Source organism: Methanoregula sp. (assembly GCA_041645435.1).
GTDB lineage: Archaea > Halobacteriota > Methanomicrobia > Methanomicrobiales > Methanospirillaceae > Methanoregula.
In genome coordinates this window covers 16,685-39,494 of the sequence record JBAZQB010000002.1, presented here as the reverse complement: position 1 = coordinate 39,494, position 22,810 = coordinate 16,685, and the positions used below count along the sequence as shown (strand labels likewise).

At 40.2% G+C, this 22,810-nt stretch carries 16 protein-coding genes; 9 read left to right on the top strand and 7 right to left on the bottom strand.

Translation table 11 applies throughout. The features are described from left to right. Positions 1 to 23 precede the first annotated feature (23 nt). Positions 24 to 635, bottom strand: a complete 612-nt coding sequence (locus WC593_03895) for a class I SAM-dependent methyltransferase (GenBank protein MFA4824280.1) — start codon at positions 633 to 635, stop codon at positions 24 to 26. 381 nt (positions 636 to 1,016) lie between these two features. Between WC593_03895 and WC593_03890 the strand changes: the two genes are divergently transcribed. Continuing rightward, entirely contained in the window at positions 1,017 to 1,355 is a 339-nt protein-coding gene (locus tag WC593_03890) for a hypothetical protein (GenBank protein ID MFA4824279.1), read from the top strand. Between the two features lie 12 nt (positions 1,356 to 1,367). Then, a complete protein-coding gene (locus WC593_03885; GenBank protein MFA4824278.1) occupies positions 1,368 to 2,975 on the top strand; it encodes a hypothetical protein in 1,608 nt (535 codons plus the stop codon). 161 nt (positions 2,976 to 3,136) lie between these two features. Here the strand turns inward: WC593_03885 and WC593_03880 are convergent, their stop codons facing one another. Together WC593_03880 and WC593_03875 are read right to left on the bottom strand one after the other, a co-directional pair. Then, positions 3,137 to 5,050 (bottom strand): hypothetical protein, encoded by a 1,914-nt coding sequence (locus WC593_03880; GenBank protein MFA4824277.1) that lies wholly within the window; start codon positions 5,048 to 5,050, stop codon positions 3,137 to 3,139. Between the two features lie 189 nt (positions 5,051 to 5,239). After that, a complete protein-coding gene (locus tag WC593_03875; protein MFA4824276.1) occupies positions 5,240 to 6,622 on the bottom strand; it encodes an oligosaccharide flippase family protein in 1,383 nt (460 codons plus the stop codon). Between WC593_03875 and WC593_03870 the strand changes: the two genes are divergently transcribed. Together WC593_03870 and asnB (WC593_03865) are read left to right on the top strand one after the other, a co-directional pair. Continuing rightward, complete coding sequence (locus WC593_03870) at positions 6,534 to 6,767, top strand: hypothetical protein (protein MFA4824275.1); 234 nt, start codon at positions 6,534 to 6,536, stop codon at positions 6,765 to 6,767. The two genes, WC593_03875 and WC593_03870, sit on opposite strands and share 89 nt — an antisense overlap. A gap of 96 nt (positions 6,768 to 6,863) precedes the next feature. Then, a complete protein-coding gene (gene asnB, locus WC593_03865) occupies positions 6,864 to 8,732 on the top strand; it encodes an asparagine synthase (glutamine-hydrolyzing) (GenBank protein MFA4824274.1) in 1,869 nt (622 codons plus the stop codon). Between the two features lie 22 nt (positions 8,733 to 8,754). Here asnB (WC593_03865) and WC593_03860 read toward each other — a convergent pair whose 3' ends face one another. Further along, the gene (locus WC593_03860) at positions 8,755 to 10,041 is read right to left on the bottom strand and encodes a glycosyltransferase (protein MFA4824273.1); all 1,287 of its coding nucleotides are present in this window, start codon (positions 10,039 to 10,041) and stop codon (positions 8,755 to 8,757) included. Positions 10,042 to 10,618: 577 nt separating this feature from the next. Between WC593_03860 and WC593_03855 the strand changes: the two genes are divergently transcribed. From WC593_03855 to WC593_03845, 3 genes are all read left to right on the top strand, one after another. Next, positions 10,619 to 11,149 (top strand): DDE-type integrase/transposase/recombinase, encoded by a 531-nt coding sequence (locus tag WC593_03855; protein MFA4824272.1) that lies wholly within the window; start codon positions 10,619 to 10,621, stop codon positions 11,147 to 11,149. Positions 11,150 to 11,185: 36 nt separating this feature from the next. Next, positions 11,186 to 11,899 carry a metal-dependent hydrolase gene (locus WC593_03850; GenBank protein MFA4824271.1) on the top strand — a complete coding sequence of 238 codons (714 nt, stop codon included), beginning with the start codon at positions 11,186 to 11,188 and terminating at the stop codon, positions 11,897 to 11,899. Positions 11,900 to 12,103: 204 nt separating this feature from the next. Continuing rightward, positions 12,104 to 14,122: a hypothetical protein gene (locus WC593_03845; GenBank protein ID MFA4824270.1), complete on the top strand. Its 2,019-nt coding sequence runs from the start codon at positions 12,104 to 12,106 to the stop codon at positions 14,120 to 14,122. Positions 14,123 to 14,142: 20 nt separating this feature from the next. On the opposite strand, the gene WC593_03840 is transcribed toward WC593_03845, so the two are convergent. The 3 genes from WC593_03840 to WC593_03830 form a co-directional block, all read right to left on the bottom strand. Further along, positions 14,143 to 15,072, bottom strand: a complete 930-nt coding sequence (locus WC593_03840; GenBank protein ID MFA4824269.1) for a lysylphosphatidylglycerol synthase transmembrane domain-containing protein — start codon at positions 15,070 to 15,072, stop codon at positions 14,143 to 14,145. Between the two features lie 72 nt (positions 15,073 to 15,144). Beyond that, entirely contained in the window at positions 15,145 to 17,052 is a 1,908-nt protein-coding gene (locus WC593_03835) for a glycosyltransferase family 39 protein (GenBank protein MFA4824268.1), read from the bottom strand. Between the two features lie 302 nt (positions 17,053 to 17,354). Continuing rightward, the gene (locus WC593_03830) at positions 17,355 to 18,764 is read right to left on the bottom strand and encodes a DUF1616 domain-containing protein (GenBank protein MFA4824267.1); all 1,410 of its coding nucleotides are present in this window, start codon (positions 18,762 to 18,764) and stop codon (positions 17,355 to 17,357) included. A 366-nt stretch (positions 18,765 to 19,130) separates the two neighbouring features. Here WC593_03830 and WC593_03825 point away from each other — a divergent pair, with 366 nt between their 5' ends. After that, positions 19,131 to 20,249 carry a glycosyltransferase family 4 protein gene (locus WC593_03825; protein ID MFA4824266.1) on the top strand — a complete coding sequence of 373 codons (1,119 nt, stop codon included), beginning with the start codon at positions 19,131 to 19,133 and terminating at the stop codon, positions 20,247 to 20,249. Positions 20,250 to 20,422: 173 nt separating this feature from the next. Continuing rightward, entirely contained in the window at positions 20,423 to 22,270 is a 1,848-nt protein-coding gene (gene asnB, locus WC593_03820; GenBank protein ID MFA4824265.1) for an asparagine synthase (glutamine-hydrolyzing), read from the top strand. Positions 22,271 to 22,810: the final 540 nt, after the last annotated feature.

Genomic DNA, 22,810 nt, shown 5'->3' with positions numbered 1-22,810 from the left:
ATTTTTTTATGGGAAATGCTTCCTCATTGTGTACATTCCATGATGAGAATCGTGTAGGGGATTCTTAATAGATCATGACGGATGGTTGGGATGACATTCGAGAAAGAATGATAGGCAAATTTCATATAAGCCTCTTTTGTCCGGACATATTTGCCACGGTCCATGGCAAGGAATTTTTTTGCAAAATAGCTTTGACCGGGAACATAACACCCGTCGAACGTGATCATCCGTCCACCTTTGTTCAGATGTGTTTGGGCGAGTTCAAACATATCTGTTGCTTCAATATCATTGAGGTGATGTAACACACCTTTTGCCAGAATCAGATCAAACCGGGAATTCTCGTCAAGAGCATTTTTGCTTACCGGTTTACATACAAATGTGCCCCGGTTTCCAAAATTTTTTCGCGCTGCATCGATGTATCCCGCGTCAATATCAAACCCACAAAATTTGACATCCGGAAGAAAATTAAGGATGTCGGCAGGGCCACAGCCGATATCCAATACATGATCACCGGATTTGGGTTGGACATAGGTTTCAACAAACATCCGGGTTATCTGGTCACTACCCAGTAATCTCATTGTTGCGCTGTATAAATGCGGATTTGATAGGATAGTCTTGATATTGAAAAAGTTCATTTGTTATTATTTGAGGAGTAAATGTTAAAAAATGTGGTTTAGATAAAAAAGCATCCTTTTGTGAATTGCGGGGTAAAATGAAAATACCCTCATAAAATATGCCGCACTCTCGCTACCAGCCCCCTCACTTATCGGAATAGTAACCAATGCATTCTATATCCTCTCTCTTGGGTGCCTTTTTCTCCAGGCAATTGTGTGGCAGCAGGCGCTGAGACATTTTCCCTTGTCTGTGGCGTATCCGTTTATGGGGCGGGTCAATTTTGTTGTTCTCTTATCTTCGGCGATACTGTTCCAAGAGGGAGTTACTCTGGCAAATATCATGGGTTTGGTTCTTATCTCTGTGGGGATTGCTGTGCTGTCACATGAAATAGGAGATGCTGCATGATCTTCTCGCTTGTTCTTGTTTTTATTGCGGTGATATTTACCGGGATCAGTCAGGTGCTGCTGAAGATTGGATCAGCTCCTCAAGGAAAACGAAGAGATTCAGTTCTCGATGCGTACCTGAATCTGCACACTCTTTTTACATATGGGCTGCTTCTTCTCGTTACGGTGATCTCTGTGATTGCATTAAAGGAAGTTCCATTGAAAGTGTTTTATGCAATTGCGTCGCTGGGTTTTGTGGTTGCAATAATCTTTTCCATTGTTTTTTTGAGAGGAGAAAGTGACTTTAATAAAAATTGGCACCACAGCGCTGATTATTGCAGGAGTAATCTTATTTAATATTTAATTTATATGGATATACTGATGTTGGGTATCAAACGCACTTTTATCGATTGGGTAAATTCATCTCCAGATAGGGTTTCAATTATTATTTTAATAATAACAAATTTCGTCTGCAATAATATATTTCTCTTTAATCTAAAATATAATAGCGACGATTGGGCATTGTTAGTCTATCCAGGACAATTACTCCCCATTTCTAAAGCCCTTTCACATTCCCAACGACCTATTTCCTATACGCTATTTGCATTTGGGCAACATATAGCTGATAATGTTCTTCTGTTTCATCTGTTGGCATTCATAACCACTACAATTGCACTTATTATCATATATTTTATCTTTAAAAGAATTTTCAGAGATTTTGGATTTGAAAATGAATTCTACCCGTTCATTGGAGCTATGGTTTTTTGTACCCTTTTCAATAAAGATGAAATTTATCCATGGGCAACCGTTTCTTTTGGATTTGCTTATATAGCCTATATTTTAACAATACACCTTTATCTGAACAAAGAAAAAAAATATTATCTAAATTTATCTCTTTTTGTCTATTTTCTAGCCTTACTCTCATATGAAGTGGGAATAGCTATCCCCGCCTTTCTTCTATTGTATGATTATTTGATTGGAAAAGACTGGAAAAAATCATTTTACTTTGTTGTACCATTAATCCTGTATTTGGTAATCAGATTCACAAAATGGTTCGGATTTGGCTGGACAGATATTGAACGAGGATTCGGTACGTATAGTCTGGGAATGATTATGGTTCCTCTCAAATCTCTGATAATTACAGGCTATGTTTTTGTGTATAATCTCATCAATTCAGCATATGGCTATGCACAAATGGGGATTGCGTTAATTGTTTTTCTGTGCATCATTAACATAGTTCTTCTGTCCATAATTTACAAGTATCTGAAAACTTTACTCGTCAGTAAAAAGGTTAATATAAAACTGATATATGTCGCAATTACATTAATTGTTGTTTTTTTCGTACCATATTTTTTAAGAGGAGGAGTTCTTGTAGAAACACGAGATTTTTATCTTATGGATATCGGTTTTGCTCTTTTATTAGTCTGTGTACTCATGCAAATCATGAGATTTACAAACATAAAGTCACTCGCGATACTTATTATTGTTCTGGGAATCTTCGTAAACCAAGGACTTTTCTATAATTGGGTGGTGTCCGGAAACGTCTTGGAACGAATTGATAATACAATGAAAGAACATATCGATACATTATCAAAATGCGATTATATCTATTTTAATACAAAATCATTCAAGGATAATCTACCTAATGAATATGAATTGGGGGCACTCCCATTTTATTCGACCTATCAAGGGGTAAGAAATAAGTTATTCGGACCCCCCTTTGACTATGGTTATACTCGTTATTATAACGCAGCAACGCTCGATACATCGGCACTCTCAGCAATGATAAATGCGCATAAAAAAACAAACTATACTCTGATTGGTCCCTACTATGGGATTGCCCCGATAGATGTGACTCAAGATACGATTACCTATAAAAATCCAAGTGATGAAACAATAGTTGTGGTGAGCCGGGATAAAGTATTTGAGATTAACTACTCCGTTATTTCTTTTGATAGATCATTTTCTGTTATGTAATCCTGAACTCGGGTTGTGACGTGCTTGAGCCGTGTGCGGTAAAAATCGCATGCACGGTTCTTATAAGGGGGGGACCGGGTAACCGGCTCTCCCTATTCAACTGAATGATCCATCAGAAGGAAAAGAAAAAAATTCACCGGTAATCTGGAAAATAGATTTTTTTACGGGTTATTATGCATCATGATGATGAGTCCGTTATCATAGTATGATGAATTTGATTTCTCATATATTAATTGTCCGGAATTGATTTTTGTAAAGGTATGCTGCCCGAATTTATTCCCGCTTTTAAGGATGCCGGTTTTAATGACTGTACGATCAAAAACCAGGTATGAATTGACCGGTACGAAGGTAGTCTGCCACTCCCCAAATGACACATCTTGGCTCGTTGTATACAATTTCTCATATGCGATTGTATCTCCCACAAAAGGACTTGTCTCAAACCCGTTGATGATACTGGCGAGAGAGAAAAAGGACATTGTCACGACAAGAATACAAATACATCCGATAATGAAGGTCTTTTTCCGGGAAGGATTCACATTATACAACCAGAGTATCCCTGCGGCTCCCAAAAATACCAGACAAAAAATCTGGAGAAGAGGGTATAAGCGATCCGGGAGTAAAAACACGTAGGAGAAGAGAATACCCAATCCCAATAAGACTGATAGGAGGATTCCATTGAGGATGGTAACATCCCCAAACCAGAATCGTTTTTTTATGTATGAACAGAAACCTAGTATAGATACCAGCACTAGCAGGGATGACCCCAGCGTATTTTCAAATAAAATGTTGAGGGATAGTTTATCGTATCCCGTTGGGGGGACATATGGGGGTGAGGTGATAGGGACGGGTGTAGACGGAATTGAAATTACCGGGACGGAAGAGGTGAAGAGCGTTTCTTTTAATAAATATATATCCTTGAAATAAGGGGAGATATAGAATGAAACCAACTGCACCGGTGTCTTATTCATGGCACTAGCCAAAAGTGATACTGCAATAAATAAGAATAATGCTAAAATGACAAGAATGTATTTACTTGGCAAAGAACGGTCTTTCTTTTGCAGCAAATGAACATGAACAATATCAAAAAATATCAATGAACACACTGTGACAAACACAATAGCAGCTGTGAAATAATGCGTGAAAACCAATGCAAAAGCACTTATTGTAAAAAGTATGTAAAAGGCAGGTTTCTGGAAACGATAGGTATATATGATTAACGTAAAACAAATGAGTGCAAATCCATAATTATATGCCTGGTGTTCGGGGTGCTCACCATACATCAGGTAATAATCAAGACACGTGAACAAGAGGGCGGCGACAAGACCAAACTGGAAATTCACAAACCGTTTTCCGATGAGAAAGACAAACAAAACTCCGATCGCGATTAAAAAACTGCCGAATAAGAGATAGATAGACAGGGGATTATACCCTGTAAATATCGCAATAGTTGATGCAAAAATATGGTGTATAGGAAAAAGACCATATAGCCCGAGTGGATAACTTGAGAGATGCCCCGTATTGAGAATTGACATAAAAAAAACATTGAAATGAAGACTGAAGTCCGGCAGTGATATACCTTGGATGAAAATCAGGTGATTGGCAAAAACAATATTTATGGATAACAATACCGCTTTTAGTAAAATCCAATATCCCTGAATTTGCGTGCGGTAACTTAAAATTTCAACTATTAAAATGCCGGCACAAAGAGAAATACACAGATAATACGCCACAGTTTTTGTATACTCTCCCTGAAACAGAGAGAGAAGACTCGCTGAATAAATTATTAAAAAAAGGATTGTGGATACTACCGGAATCATTCCACTGATTTGAATACTATTATCTCCCACTCCGTTGAGATGGTCCGTTTCACATTCAGTATTCGGTTTGTTTTTTCTCTTAAATATTAAAAATAGGACTATTCCAATGTTTGCAAAGATTATTGGAAACAAAATACTAAAATATTGCAATTTTATGGTTAAAACCAGAAGTAAAAGTAGCAATAGCCACATTAGATAGATGCGTATGTCAAGGTTCGCTAATTTTGTATAGATCTTTTCAAGAGTCATATTTTTCATATACCGATTTTACACATATCCCAAACTAAAAAAAATTCTGAACATCCTATTTTGGGAGAAGAACCTTTTTTTATACTAAAAATCCCGGTTCCGTTGTCCATTGGATACTCCGATCTCTTTTTTATAATTTTATTTAGTTATCGTTTTTATCATTTCCACAATAACTACCATTTTACATCAAATTTATTATCAGAATTTGCACCCCATCAAAATATTCTGTACCTGTTTATCCGTTTTTAAAATATAGAGATAATAAATCACAACGAATACGCTGGCGGTTAATACAGTGACATACGGATTTCTTATATACACTTGTAACATAATGAGCAACACCCCTGCGGGAAAGAACATAAGTAACACAGAAATTAGCTGCTGGACGATGTTTTTCCATCGTACCTTAGCGTATTTCATTAATTGTATCAAAACAAAAAGATATACGAAAATACCGGCTAATGCAAAGAGAATTAAGGCTATATAAACATTGAAAAAAAGTCCACCGATGAGGAGTACGGTAAGTCGGGTTAAAAAGTTGATAATATTGAAATACAATCCAAAAACCTGTTTCTCTAAGATTATATATATCAAAGTCATTGGATTTGTGACAAAATTGATCAGGAAAAAAATACACAGTATTTGTGCAAAAATTCCTGCTTCCACCCAACTATTCCCAAAGACTACCCCAAAAAAATCACCCCCGATTATCATGATAGTCAATAATGGAAATGCAATAACAATTAACAGGATTTTAAATAAATCCTCGACAATAATGAATAACTTTTCTTCTCGATGTGCATCAGTCCCATGAGGGAAAAATGCCTGGGATATTGCATTTCCAACCAGAAAGAATGGAACCTGAATTACCGCGATCGAAAGTGAGTAAAATCCGGCAATAACTGGTGAATAAAATACTGCCAGTAAAATTATTGGAAGTGACGTTGATGTTGTGTTCATCAAAGCTGATATTGAATCGACTAATGGGAATTGTTTATAGCGTTTTATTCCCTCTACCATTTTTTTAACATGAATGGCATCTCTAAATACCCGGAAATCATGCTTTAGAATCGAAATCCCCACATATAGTATTGAGATAAATTGCCCAAAAATTCCCGCGAGGATCAATATTCCCGCAGTTCCATAACCGACAATCCCAGACCCTAGTTGTGTACCTGTTGTTGATACAGAACCGACAATTTGTGCAACTGATGCACGCTTAAAATCTTTTATTCGGGCATTCCAATAGTAAACGGGTAAAGATACACCCCCAATAAATACGGAAAGAGGGAGAAACCAAAGGTGAGGGGCAAGTTGAGGCACATTTAATAAACTGGCAATTTCAGTTCCAAAAAAGAAAACGATTGGAATTGTGATAGCACTTACTATTAGCGTAAACATGATACACACTGCAAAGAGATTAGCTGCATCATCATCAGATTTTGGAAGAACAATTGATAGTTCATATCTCATACAGGTAATTACCACGATTATGCTGACAATTGATCCAAATATCGCCCATACACCAAAAGCTTCTGGCCCAAACAACCGTGTAATGAACGGCGCTGTAAGAATAGTCAAAATTTGGGCAAGAATTGTTCCACTCGCGAGAATTACGACATCAGAAGTAAATGAAATGAACCTATCTTCAGTTTTGATTTCGGATAGTGGTACTTCGGGAATAGATATCCGCTCAACTATTATGATATTATCGTATAATATATGATAATGATTGTGTAAAAACCCCTGTTAACTATAAGTTAGGGCGGATGACATTCTGTAAATCGTGACTATAAAAATGATAAATTTGGAGTTTATTTAGATGTGCGGTATAGTGGGCATAGTATCAAAAAACAAAATTAAGACTTCGATCATCAAATCGATGAACGACAGCATTATCCATCGCGGTCCGGATGATGAGGGATACCTCATCGGAGGATCACATGAGAACGATACCCCACTCCCAAAATGCGTTTTTACTGACAGTCCAAACAACATTGCGTTTGGTCACCGAAGGCTGTCAATCATTGACATAAGCCCGCATGGTCACCAGCCGATGAGTTATCTTGATCGCTACTGGATCACTTATAATGGCGAAGTGTATAATCACATCGAATTGCGTGAAGAATTGGAAAAACTCGGCTACAAGTTCCGCTCTCATTCAGATACCGAAGTGATTATGGCGAGTTATGATGCTTGGGGAACTGAGTGTCTGAACTGCTTTAATGGGATGTGGGCTTTCGTACTGTACGACAAAAAAGAAGAACAATTATTTATTTCACGCGATCGCTTTGGAATTAAGCCACTGTACTACTTCCAAGATCGTGAGAATTTTATTTTTGCTTCTGAGATTAAGGCTTTAATCAAACATCCTGCAGTAACAAGGGAGCCAAATATAGATTATTGTACGAGTTATATCAAAGAAGGATCCAAAGAGCACCTAAAAGAAACAGCATTCAAGGATATCTACCGGTTTGATAACGCCTGTTTTGTGCAATGTTGCATTGAAAAGATATTTCAACCCATTAGAGAGACCAAGTTCTGGAGTATCAAACCGAACCTCTCCAACGAACCCTATAATGAAGAAAAAGCCCAGGAATATACCAGACAATATTACGGCCTGCTTGACGATGCCGTCAGACTACGGCTGAGGGCCGATGTAAAAGTCGGTTCCGCGTTATCCGGGGGGTTGGATAGCTCTTCTGTGGTTTATCTCATTACTCAACAACTCAAAGCGCAGAGCAAAGAGGAAAAACAAGAAACATTTTCCAGCATCTACAAAACACGTGGCAGCGAGCATTGTGATGAGAGCGGTTTTATTGACGAAATTGCTGAAACTCTTGATGTAAAATCAAATCAGATCGAGCCACGGATAGAAGATGTTATCGAAGAACATCGAAAGTTTGTGTACTACCTTGATACTCCAGCAACAAATACCCTGATGTCCAGTTGGCATACTTATAAACTTACAAAAGCGTGTGGAGTTACTGTTACTCTGGATGGTCAAGGAGCGGATGAACAACTAGCGGGATATTTGGGTGACCTTGTGTATTATTTTGCCAATGTACCTTTTTCCACGTTAGTTCAGGAGATCCTCTTGTATCGGCACATCCCTGGGGCTTTACAATATTTAGTCATCGGTTCGCTTTTAAACATATCACGACATCTTATTGGAGAGAAAGCCACATTAACCTCTCTTGGTTTCATGGATATACAATTTAATTTTGTTCCTCTCAACCAGAAACTGTGCAATGATCTGGATCGGTCTTTGGAAACATTGTTTCATTGGGCGGATCGTGGATCGATGGCATTTTCCATAGAGACTCGCATGCCGTTCATGGATTACCGGCTCGTGGAATTTTTAGCAATGGTTCCTGCAACATATAAGATACATGGTGGATGGACAAAATTTATTGCAAGAAAGGCTTTTGACCCGCACCTGCCAGTTAGTGTTTGCTGGCGAAAAGATAAATTAGGTTGGCCGATTCCTGAAGAGTTCTGGTTTAAAGGCCGACTCAAAAAACATTTTATAGGGACTCTTAAAAAAGAGGCGTTTCTTTCACAATGCGGTGTTCATTTTTCAGCGATGGGTGAAAAAGATCTGTTCAAACGACACTCGTTTGCATTTTTGTTACGGTGTTATGTGCTAGAAACATGGTATTCGGTGTTTTGGGAAAATAAGGGATGTTGAAAATTTTTCTGCCATTAATAGTTCATTTTTTCGAATTGCCTGTAACCCCCTCTAGCACTTCCACCAACTTCCTCGCCATCTCCTTATGACTATACTTCATGACCTCAGCATCGATGCCCTGATATTGCACTAAACCAGTTTCTTTATATTCCCGGTATGCCTTCATTAAATACTTTTTTAGTTCTTCCTCATTTGATACATGCACGCCGGCTTGCGTCTGGTCAAGGAGCTCCTTCACGACACCCCCGTCGGTTAAGCCCATGGAGAGAATGGGGCGGCGGGCGGCAAGGTAGTCAAATAATTTTCCGGTGTATACTCCTTTCTCAGCAAGGTTGTTCCATGTAAGGTGGAGGAGGATCTGAGCCTTTCGTTGCTCATCGATTGCAATCTCCCGTGGGACGTGTCCATGGAAGGTGACGGTGTCCTGGAGGTGGTATCTTTCTACTTCTGTTTGGAGCCATTTTTCGCGGTGCCCATAAAAATCAATCTGGACATTCTGACGCTCAATCTTACATTCATGGCATAGTGAAGAAACTGCGAGAAATAATAATACAGGATCTCGTTTTCCATCATAAAGTTTTCCTGTATAAACTATTCGAAATTTAGGGTCAATGACAGTCCCTGGATTCATCATGTCCGGATCAAATCCATTTGGGATGGAATAAACAGGCTTGTTTTTATGTAATGTGGATAATTTGTCTGCCAATGGCTGCGAAACGGTTGTGATAACATCTGCTCCATTTAATGTTTTAATCTCTAATTTTCTTTCAAAAACTTTTCGAAACTGGGAGTAGGGGTAGTAATGATTCTGAGTCCAAAGATCACGAAAATCTACTATCCAAAACAGATTATGTTTTTTTACTAATCTATTTGCAACTAAGTGACACGTTTCAGGTGGTGAGGTACTCATTATAACATCAATTTTATACTTATTACAAATATTATCCCCCATCGCTGTTGCATTATTTAACCAATATTTTTGAGGATCTGGATAACATATTACACTTACAATTATTTTAAAAAAATTTATAATAACAAAATTTATATTCATTGATTTGTGGCGAGTTATGGAATTTTCGAAATTTACATAACTATTGAAACCGAGAAATTTTAAAAAAAAATTGACAATATCTGACTTTGGAGTGTAAAAAATTTGCAGATCACTATCCGATGGATTATTGTAGGAAGATGTTAGAATAATTGGATTCCATCCAAATAATGGAAGGTATTTGGTAAATCCATAAGGTCTAACCGCTCCAACCTCTACATCCGGGGGGAAAAAATATGTTATTATAAGGACATTTTTCATTAATATCAAATCCATATTTAATTAAAATCCCAAAGCGTATGATTCCAAAATAATTCTTATTAATCTTTGTTTAGTATTATTTGAAGGTTTCACCATCTCACTGTAGAGTGCCAGAGTTTCTGTCCTAATTTAGTGACAGTATTTATGTCGGCTTTCAAGAGCACCGGACGGGTGCTTGAGGGTGAAAGCGAAAATGGAGATTAGGATAAAAGCAATCGTATTCTATGAAGAAAGGATACGAAGTGCAAAGGAGATCGGAAAGACGGATAACATCTCCGAAAGGACCGTGAGACGATGGGCAAAGGCTCACAGTCATGACCAAGAGAATGGATTACGGCCAAAAAAGACCGGGCCGAAACGGTCTCCTCATGCAATATCCCTGTCGTTGGAACGCCGAATTATCCGACTCAAAGAGAAATATCCTGCATGGGGTGCCCGTCGTATTAAGCACCAGTTTAATCTCCCATGTTCCTAGCGAACCGTTCATCGAATCCTCAAACGACACGGGCTTCTCATTCGTGTTAAAGCTAAACCCCAACCCGCTGGGAAGCGATTCCAACGTCGACACGTTGACAGCATGTGGCAGGGTGATAATTTTCAGTTTCGTATCCGGGGAGTCGGCAAGGTCTATGTCACCGGTTTTACTGATGACGGCTCACGCTATCGGGTTAAGAGCAAGGTCTATCTTCACAAAGATGCAGCCTCATTGGTCAATGCTCTCCGCTGGGCTCTCCGCAACGGAAGAATCCCGCGTGAAATTTATCTAGATAATGGAAAACAGTTTGTCGCCAAAGTTTTCAAAGATGAAGCACAGAAACACGGAATCAAGTTGATCTTCGGCCGACCATACAACCTAAAAGGTCGCGGCAAAATTGAACGTTATCACAAGACTCTCTACCAAGAACTTATAGCTCTCAAAGAGTTTCGTTCGAACAGCCATTTCATGAGTGAACTCTGGAACTTCGACCATCAATACAATAATTGGCGCAAGCAGGAGATCCTAGGCTGGATGACTCCGGCTTCAGTCTATCACAACGAAATCAATTTCAACAAAGACCGTAAACTTATCCAAAGCGGACAAAAACTCTGTCAACAAAACGGACATTAATTGTGGCACTCTACACATAGTAAATACAGGACCTCCATGTTGATCTTCGCTCATATCTTTGCCGGTGCCGTGCTCGGATTAGTACTCGCACGGATCATTGGAGATTCCCGTTTCATCCCGGTCTGCATCGCTGGTGCGATCCTGCCAGACCTCATTGATAAGCCGCTGGGGTATATCCTTCTCCCTCATACACTGGACAGCGGCACAACTATCTTCCATTCCTTCATTATTGTCGTAATCGCGTTTATCATTGCACTTATCCTACTTCGTTTCTGGCACACGCTGCTTGGCATTGCGGTAGCGTGCATGCTCTTGCTTCATCAGATAATGGATGAGATGTGGCATGTGCCAGTGACATGGTCTTTCCCGTTGACGGGGCCATTCCAGCCAATCCATTACGCGAATTTTTTTGAAACATATTTCTGGCAGGAGATCACAACCCCGTATGAGTGGATCTTCCTTTTTTTAATTATCGTGCTGCTCTGCGAGTGGTACAGCGACAGCTACCCGGACTCGTTGACTTCATTTAATCGGAGATGGAGGGCGCCGTTATTATCTGTGGGGCTGTTGTTTCTCTGTATACTCGGTTTATACTCACTAGTCTGTGCTGGCACGGGTATGGGAAATATCATGGCGCCCTACAATGGTCCAGAAAGCAACCTGCTTCTCGGATTGGTGGCGCTGGCAGGGTTCGGCATCATTATCAAAATTCCCGGAATGCAATCCCTTCAGTATAAGGGTAGTAAGTAACGGTGAAAATTCAATTAATGCGTTGGAATAATTCACCATAAAATTCTGTCAGTATCACAATTGGATAATGTGCTCACATCGGTATTTAGATTTGATGGCGAACGATTTCGAGACGTAACAGTGATTAATCAGAATGATAAAGATATTAATAAAGTTGTATGGCCATGAAAATATTTTAGTTTGGGATATGTGTGAAATCTGTATATGAAAAATATGACTCTTGAAATGATCTATACAAAAATAGCGAACTCTGACATACTCATCTATCTGGTATGGCTATTGCTCCTTTTACTTCTGGTTTTCACCATAAAATTGCAGTATTTTAGCATTTTGTTTTCAGTAATTTTTGCGAACATTGGACTAGTCCTGTTTTTAATTTTCAAGAACAAAAACCGACTGACACCAGATAAATGTGAAACAGGCCCTCTCAAAAAGGAAGAAAACAATAGTATTCAAATCAATGGAAGGATATCCTCAATTCTTTTTTTAATATTTTATTCAGCGAGTCTTCTCTCGCTTTTTTTTGGAGAATATACAAAAACGGTGGCATATTATCTGTGTATTTCAGTCTGTGCAGGTATTTTGATAGTTGAAATTTTAAGTTACCGCACGCAAATTCAAGGTTATTGGATTTTACTAAAAGCAGTATTGTTATCAATAAATGTTGTTTTTGCCAATCACCTGATTTTCATCCACGGGATCTCACTGCCGGACTTCAGTGTTCATTTCAATGCTTTTGTCATGTCAATTCTCGATACTGGGTATCTTGCAGACAATTCGAGCTCGATGTATAACATTTTTTCCATCCATCATATTTTTGCATCATCAATTGCGATAATAACCGGGTATAATCCCCTGTCTGTCTATCTCTTGGTCGGCAGTTTTATAATCGCAGTTGGTATTTTGTTTGTCTTTCTCATCGGAAAACGGTTTGTGAATTTTCAGTTTGGGCTCGTTGCCGCCCTCTTGTTCACGTGTCTTGATTATTACCTGATGTATGGTGAGCACCCCGAACATCAGGCATATAATTTTGGATTTGCACTTATTTGCTTCACTCTATTGCTCTTTACCTATCGATCTCAGAAACCTGCATTTTACGTACTCTTTGCAATCAGTGCTGTGGCATTGGTCTTCTCGCATCACCTCACGGCACTTATTGTGTTTGTCACAGCGGGTTCATTGTTAATTTTTGATATTGTGCAACTGCTGCAAAAAAAAGACAGTTCTTTGCCAAGTAAATACTTTTTTGTGAGTTTTGTAATATTATTGTTAATTGCTGCATCACTTATGGCTAGTGCCGGAAATCAGACTCCGGTGCAGATGGTGTCATCCTATTTTCCCCCTTATTTTAGTGAGTTATTCACCTCACCTACACCGGCAATTTCTATTCCAGCTACACCAGTTCCGGCAATTTCTATTCCAGCTACACCAGTTCCGGCAATTTCTATTCCAGCTACACCTGCCCCCATCACTCCCCTACCCATGAATACCCCAACAGGATACGACAAACTTTCACTCATCACAATATTTACAAATACACTAGGCGCATCCCTGCTAATCCTGATATCGACAATGGGTTTTTGTTCATGCATTAAAAAACAGACATGGCTGGGGAGCATTGCCATTATAAACGGGATTCTCGTATCGGTCTTACTGGGAATAGGTTTACTCTTCACTATCATGTTCTTGCTTCCGGATCGATTATACCCCTTCCTCCAGATTTCTAGCCTGGTTTTTTTGGGAGCGTTTGGTATACTCTGGCTATATAATTCCGATCCTACAGGAAACCGTGCAATAAAGATTTGTTGTATCTTCATACTTGTTACTATCATGTCCTTTTTCTCTTTGGCAAGTACCATCAACGGTTTCGAAACCAGTCCGTTTGCGGAAAATTCCGTTACCTATCATAAATTATATAAGACAAGCCAGGATGTAGCATTTGCAGATTGGCGGATTTCTTTTTTTCAAAATAAAAAACAGAGTATTTTACCGGTACCGATCGATGACAACGGAGAAATGGGCATTAACACGATGCCAGACAATTCGTACCTGTTTTTCGATCGCACATTGATAAAAACAGGTATGATTAAAAGAACAGGACAGACATTCGGGCAGCATTCCTTTGTAAGTATCGACTTCAAAAAATACCAGACACTGGCTTCAGGCAATTCCTATTATGATAACGGACTTATAATTGTGATGGCAAAAAACAGCCCGGCATAATCACTACCTATATTTCCCTGTTATTGCAGAATATTTTTCACCGCATACCGTCCCCCTACTGCAAAGTGAAAGAGCATGGTAAGACCCCGGTCTATTATAGCAATTGATAGAGCGGCGGACAAGGGAACTCCATACCCGGCAATAACCGCCATCAATCCCCCCTCCACCAGCCCAAGACCGGCGATTGTTACCGGGATGAGCGAAAGCGCGCTTATCAGGGGAAGTATAAGGAATAAATCTGGCAGGGGGAGTATGTACCCAAGACCCATCGATATCAGTATAATGCGAATGGCATGGGTAACCCAAACAAATACGGTGAGGGCAATCCCCTCAGCAATCACTTTTTTCCCGTCCCGTAATTCCAGAAGGGCATCCTGGAGATGTGATGTGAATTCCGGAATATTAAAATACGGAATTTTTTTCATTAAGGAAAATATCCAGGAATTCTGGAGGAACACTGCTGTGACACCAACGAAAACGATCAGGAGAATCATTAAGGCAAACAGAGGCAGAATGGATGCAAACCGCGAAGAATAGACGACCAGAGCAGCGATTCCCAGACATGTCAGGACAATAATGTCAATGTAACGGTCAATAAAAACCGAGATAGTTCCCTTGTGGATGCCAATCCTCTCTTTTACAAGAATTGCCCGGGTAAAATCTCCTATCCGCCCGGGTGTGAAGTCAGAGTACATCACACCTCCGGCGAATGCCTGGTATGCCTCACCAAACGGAATATTTTCGCCCATATGTGCAACAATCAGTCGCCAGCGGAGGGTAAGGAGAAAGAATGCAAACGCATAGACAATGACTGCGCATATCAAAAAATAGGGATTCGCAGATCGCAGTGACTGGATTACAGCAGACGGAGATACAAAAAATAACAATAAAATTACCAGGATTATTCCGATTGCAAGACGAACAATATTTTTTATTGAAGGACGAAACATTACAGTAGCTGACTAAGGATTGATTACTCTTAATACCACCGAAAAAACGAGATAACGATATAATTTATTCAGTTAAGGGACGATATTACCCTTGACTTTTACAAAGTAGTCTTGACTAGTTAAGTTGCTGAAATATGAATACACTTTAGCATTACCATTGGTATACAGGATATTGCATTCCTTGTTTATCATCGAAAGATCCGCATCATTCAACGGCTCCTTTTTCTGCTGCCATTGACTTCCAAATTCTGAATATTCCATCATTCTTGAGAGAATAAGCAGATAGTGCTGTTGCGTATTGGGATCTGTACTTTGCAGATACCCATTGTCCCTCATGAAAGGGAATGTGCTCTGAATTGTTGGGGAACCTGTAAAGATAAGCCCCCGTGCGGCATACCCCACATAGGCATCGGTCTCAACGACCCCGTTCGCACGGGAATCATTCAGCCAGTTGATTGCGGAGATTTCTGAAGGCTGGTGCTGAATCACCCAGCTCCGTGTATCAGATAGCGGGTTTCCCGGTTCAAAGGATTTTCCCAAGAAAACAATTGAGGGAAATGACGTTACAATACTTATGACAACAAATACAGCAAGACCAAGCGGTAACAGTTTTGAGATCCAAGGCACTTTCGCTATCCGTGTTATCCCAAACGCAGCAATGATGGCAAGAGGGATATAGATAAATTCCATGAATCGGAGTGGATCAAAAAATGGCACGATATGGCTCATCGATACAACGAGGATCAGTGCGAGTAAAGCAATCCATGCAAGAATATGAATACGGTCAATCTCAAGAAAATAATACAGTCCGATAAGCGAAAGAAGAATCATACAGCCACCATTGAACATCATTGGCAGTGGATAACTGAGAACAAAGGTGGATTTGCCCAATATGAACCAGAGCACAACAATACTGCTCACTATCGTCCCAGATATAAAAACGGCATAAAGTAAATTTTTCCGGAGAAGAATTTTTTGAACGGTTGTACGTAACAACAGGATTTTATCTGCAAATTTCAATGGTATCAGGTAAATAATGAGAAGACTCACAAGAAAGAGGGGGATACCGTAATCTGAATGAAAACTGGTGTTCATCAAACTGCTGAATTGAGAATACCCATAGACCGATCTCATACTCCCCCACACAGCCATAAATATGACCGCGGTCGATGCGATAAGAAGTGAGAACTGGCTGGTCGTACGCAGCCGGTCCATATCGCACATCAGGTAGAGGAATGTCAGGGACATTGCGATCCAAACGATGAGAAAAATCACTGAGGATAAATCATGGGCAAGAACCAGCCCGCCAACCATTAGTAGAGAGACGAGGAGGTAACCCGTTTTATGAGACTTTATTGCAATAAAGGATACGTAGAGAGCCAGAACGAACAATGCTATTCCAATTGTCTCGCGCACCCCCTGCGTAGTCCAGTGAAGATACGGTGTGCCGCAGAGCAGGAGGAGCCCGGCAAAAAAGGCAGTCTCTGCAGATGAGATATCTTTTGTAAACCGGTAGACCGCATATAATCCTATAACTGAAAGCGGGGGGATGGAATATTTCAGCAAATCCAGGGGATGCATTCCGGAAAAAAGGGATATTGTTGTTATGATGACGTGGATTACCGGAAGTTGTGACTGATAGCTACCATATGTTACTGATGGAGTAATGGACTGATAGGTAAGGATCCGTTGAATCATTTCATATTCAAACCATGGATCTCCCCAAGTGAGAAAGTCAAACCGCAATGAAAGGATGAGGGCGGTAAATATCCCGATAAGGAGGATACTGAAGAGTCTGTAGCGGGAATATCCTGCGAGGAATACCGCCATACCTAGGAGTAGTATAGCAGGTACTAAGGCAATCGGATAGGATCGTGAGGTAAAGAGCAATACCCCTGCACAAAGCACAGATACCAGCTGAAGTGCGATTAGCGTGAGGGAAGAGTTCTTCATTTCTGGATTGATCGTGCAGGTATTCATGGGGATACACAATGATAGGGGCAGATCGTTCTGATAATTTTCTTACTTGTCAGTACGGGTAATCCCCAGAATGATTGTAAAAAGATGTGCATCACGAAACACGATTCTTCATAAGATGCAATCGTGGAGAGAAATAAATCAAGGGATCTCATCTTTTTTTGGCTTGTATTGTATACGGCGTCTTGGAGGGTCTTTGTATCCGGAAATTGATCAGAATTGTAAGTACTCATCAATAAACCACACAAGATCATTTTGGGGACTGACATGGCATGCAAAATTAATATTTAGTTTGGTCATCGGAATTACCAGATCGCTGTGGTATTTTTCAAGGCTAACTGAGAAGTCACGTTAAAATCCAGGTGAAGGTTGCGATAGCTTGCATTAACCCGGTTGGATCCGGTAATATCCTGCCCGACCTTTGTTTCTTTGAAAAGCAGGAAATCCATCCGGTAATTCCCATCATTCAAAACAGAAAAATCCACAGGGATAATCGAGGTTTCGTTATTATTAAGAATGATCGTGTAAGTCTTCAGAGGCAGAATTCCTGATTGGGAGGGTGATACATGCCACGCATTCACCAGTTTTGGTACAAGATATGTCTCAACGGTATAATTTACGGTCCGTAATTCATGATTTCTGACACTGATATTGACCGAATGCGGGATTTTGGTGTTTATTGCTCTAGGATATGCATTTGCGGTCTGATTTTCTCCCAGAATAAAAAATTCTGTGAACGGGGAAGGGATATTAAACCCGAGGTGAAGGTTGCGATAGCTCGCGTTGACCCGGTTGGATCCTTTAATATTCTGACTTGGGGCTGTCTCATCGAAGAGCAGAAAATCCACACGGTTATAATTATTGTCCGGGGCGATAAGATCAAAAGGAATAACCGAGGTCTCATTATGACTGAGCGTAACGGAATACGTCTTTACAAGGAGCGTTGCGGGCTGCAATGGTGCAATCGTCGTTTCATTTACCTGTTTGGGAACGAGATATATTTCTACCGAGTAGTTTACTGTCCGGAACTCGTGGTTACCGATGCCGACATACATCGGATACGAAATATCCGGAATGATGACGCGTGGGTAAGAATCAGCAGTCCGGTTTTCTCCTAAAATGAAAAACTCTGTGAATTTTTCACCGGGTTTTGGAAGGGTAATAACAAGAGCTGCTGAAAGAACTACCAGTCCGATTGCAAAAATACTTGCATAAAACAGGATTCGCTCTCTCTTGGATCCATTCCGTAAGGCCCATTCATTCTGCACGGTCTGCCGGATTTCCGGTAGGGGAATTGTATACCGCGATTCTGGAGATGTTCGGGTGCGACGGATTTCTGCGATGACAACAAGTACTACGATTACCGCAGTGAGGGAAATGATGAGGGGATCCAATCGTATTCCCCACGAAGTAAAATTCAGGCAAAGACCAATTAACGGAGTAAGAACGATACTGGTACCAATGGAAAATACAATCCGCTCAATTGTATCAATATCCGCAGAATCCGGAAATAATGCTGCCATCAGCACATATCCTGGAATGAACAGGATGAACGGAATTGCAAGAATTAACCGGAGAAATGACTGGTTAATCACAGGCGTATAGATACTTACGATACAAAGGGCAGTCCAGAGCAGAACAATTTTCATATCCCATGGCAATTCGTATTTGCCGTGACGGGCATCTTTTTCCAGCTCCGTTTTTAGGGGATTCATTGTATTAGAGTATAAGAATAGGATATTTTATAGATGTTAGTATCCGGTGAATCTGGATAAGAAGGTAATTCTCTTTTCTGTTTAAAATATCGAAATAAGGAATTTAAATAATAGCAAAAGGGTACAACAAATTTTTTTGTTCAATCCCGGTTGGTTCACCAGAGAATCCAATGGGGGGATATTGACACCTCATGACGAGAAGTACTCTTTTTGCACATAACCAGCATTCCATACCGAAAAAAAGAGAGGCCGCAAAAAGAATCTCACTTAGTTTATTCGCCAACAAATGATACTATTAATTCATACAATGGTAAAAATATGTAATAGTATTCCTGCCGCTCAATATGTCCCGATCTGTGATTTGCTATGAAGATCCTTCGCGTTGTCAGTGATTTGTATCCCGCTGTTGTGGGGGGAATCGGAATCCATGCGCATCAGATGTCGGTTGGACAAGCGAAGATGGGGCAGGATGTCACTGTTTTTACCCTAAATCAAAATAAATCTCCAAAAACTGAATTTGTTGATGGGTATAAGATAGTCAGATTTCCCTCATATTTTTCAATTTGCGGGAATTATTTTGCACCGGAATTAATTGTGGAAATACTTAAAAGAAAAAAAACCTTTGACATCATCCACGCTCATTCGCACTTGTTCTTTTCTACGAATGTCTGTGTATTCGCACGATTGTTACACTCCGCTCCCCTAATCATCACCAACCACGGACTTATCTCTGCAAGTACACCGGCATGGCTGAATACCCTTTATAAAAACACATTTTCCATAGCGACCTTCAAAATTGCAGATCACATTATCTGTTATACAGGAATTGAGAAAGAAAATCTGGAAAAACTCGGCATAGATCCAAAAAAAATATCGGTTATTCATAACGGTGTGGATACAACTCTTTTTGCACCAATCACTTCCAGAAAAATAAGCGATCGAAAACAGATCGTTTGGGTGGGGCGATATGTCCCGGGAAAAGGAGTGGAATATCTTATCGAAGCATTTTCCCGTGTGAAGGAAAAGATACCTCAGGCACACCTGGTTCTTGTAGGAGATGGCCCGGAAAAGGCAGTTGTTGAAGCAAAGATCAACAATCTTCGACTCCAGGCATCTGTCACGCTAATTTCTTATCTTAAAAATACAGAACTTCCCCAGATTTACAACCAGTCTGATGTGTTTGTATTGCCAAGCCTCATGGAGGGAGTACCAAGGACGTTGCTCGAGGCCATGGCATGCAAAATCCCAGTCATAACAACCGATCTCCCCCATCTCCTGGATATTGTGGAGGGTGCCGGGTTAGTGGTTCCCTCAAAAAATGCATCATTGCTTGCCAATGCCATGATTACGATTCTTGAAGGCCCTCTGAATGCAGAAGCCATGGGGCAATGTGGGCGGGAAAAAATAGTGAAGGGGTACTCCTGGGAAGATACCGTGAAAAAAACACTCACGTTGTATCAAACGATTATTGAGTGCCCCAGATAACAATATCCATCATCAATTGAGTACTTCTCACCGGGTTCAATTGTCTGATTTTCTCTCCATTCACAATACTTATATCGCAAATAACGTAGAGAGATTACTGGGCAAATCAATAGAGATAACAGAATATTTTATAAGAATCGGTAAGATCCAACCAGTATCGTGTTGAATTCACTATGTGCGGGATTGTCGGATTTAACTGGAGTGATCGTCATCTGCTACAAAAGATGATGGGCACTATTCAACATCGAGGTCCGGATGAATCAGGGCAATTCATTGATAATTTTGTTTCACTGGGGCATCAGCGTCTCAAAATAATTGATCTTGAATCCGGCAGGCAACCGATCCATAATGAAGATGAATCTATTCATGTTGTTTTTAATGGCGAAATTTATAATTTTCAACAACTCAGGGAAATCCTCGAAAGAAAAGGTCACGTATTTTCTACCCATTCGGATACGGAAGTAATTGTCCATGCCTACGAGGAGTATGGAGTTGAATGTGTTCAACAGTTTAATGGCATGTTTGCATTTGCCCTTTATGATAGCATAAAAAAGGTCCTGTTTTTAGCACGCGACCGTATTGGCATTAAACCCCTCTATTATTTTTTCGATGGCACGAAATTTGTTTTTGCATCTGAGATCAAGGCAATCCTGGCAGATCGTACGATATCCCGAGAGGTTGATCGTTTAGCATTTCATGAATATTTTTCATTTCGCTACAATCCGGGTGATCATACCCTTTTTAGGGGAATAAAAAAATTACTCCCGGGTCACATTCTCCTCTTGAGAGATGGATCTGTCGAGACCAGACAATACTGGGAAATTTCTGAAAGAAAAACGGATAAATCAGAGGATTTTTTAATTCACGAGCTCCGGGAATTGTTATCAGATTCCGTCCAATCACGACTGATAAGTGATGTCCCGCTCGGAGTATTCCTAAGCGGGGGTCTTGATTCTGCAAGTATTGTCGCCTTGATGAGTGAAAAATCCGATGATATCAAAACATTCTCCGTCGGATTTGAATCTGCTGATGATTCTGAATTACCCTATGCTAAGATGATCTCCGAACAATTTGGAACGGATCATCACGAATTCATGGTGGAAGACCATCATCTGTCACTGCTGCCAAAAATGGTATGGCATCTTGACGAACCGATTGGCGATGCTGCAACATTGCCAACGCTTGTGATTTCAGAAGAGGCAAAAAGATACGTAACAGTCATTTTAGCAGGTGAAGGCGGAGATGAGGTATTTGCAGGTTATGACAATCAACGGATCATGATGCAGGTAGCTCGTTTCGATCCCCAGATTAAATTCCTCAAACAAACCATTAGCCACGTCAAAAAAATCATCCCCATTGAGAGTAACTGGTATCGCATACTCAATGTTCTCTCAACATACCAGATTGAACAACAATATTTTATCTTAAACTCTCTTTTTAACAGCCAGGAATTTAAAAAATTACAGATGGACACGGGTGAAATAAACGCTTCTGCATTTTTCCCACCCCGGAAAATGGGACGCTTAAATACCCTCCAGTATTATGGTTTCAAAACATGGCTGCCTCATGATTTCTGTATGAAAGCGGATAAAATGACGATGGCCCATGGTTTAGAGGAAAGAGCCCCTTTTTTGGATTATCGCATTGTTAACTTTGGTTTTTCATTACCAGATCAGTATAAAATTAACCATGGTACCGGTAAGTACCTGTTGAAAAAAGCCATGGAACCTTACTTGCCAAAAAAAATCATCTACCGAAAGAAGCATGGGTACAATGCTCCGATGGACGGATGGTTTAAAGGGAGACTGAAAGGAACTTTAGAATCTCTCCTCGATGAGAGGGCTCATAGCCTATATGATACCAATTATATCACGGATTTACTGGGCAAGTTTCAGCACTCAGGGGAAAATTATTCAATGAATTTCTTTAATGCCCAAAAACTGTGGAGTGTTCTGATGTTTGAAATGTGGTACAAGATTTTCATTGAAAATGTCGAGTATCAATCCTTAACAAATTTTTAGCGTCCCAAAAACAGGGGTGTAAGATCCACATTGGCAGAATGTGCCGCATATGGTCAAATAACGGCACGTTTGCCGATAAATCAAAAAGATTAATGATTGGAAGTACCATTGATTTCACTAACGATCCCGATTACGGAGAATTTGTCGGGACTGATGGTGTATTCTTGCCACCTCCAAAATTTTTGGGCTCTCCGACATTTCGTGTGGGTAAGATACGGTACCAAAAATAAATGTGAGGGGTCCCCGCCTCAGGGCCTCTCTTTAGGCACGGCGGGGCAAGGAGGTTTAACATTTACTCATTAAAACCGCCGCGGGGGCGCCCCGTCGGGGGCGGCGGTGTTCATCGTTTTCGGGGGTATGGGGGCATCAGCCCCCATCTTAATAATCTGCCCAATACATGCGTTACCCATTCAAAATAGCAATGAGCCTTCTTTTTCAACCATAGTAAATGACGAAGAGCCAATTTTTGTATACCAAGACCACTTCCTAAAACATTTTCATCCTTTTTCTTCTGATTAAAGAGCCCTTTTCGTTAGAAAC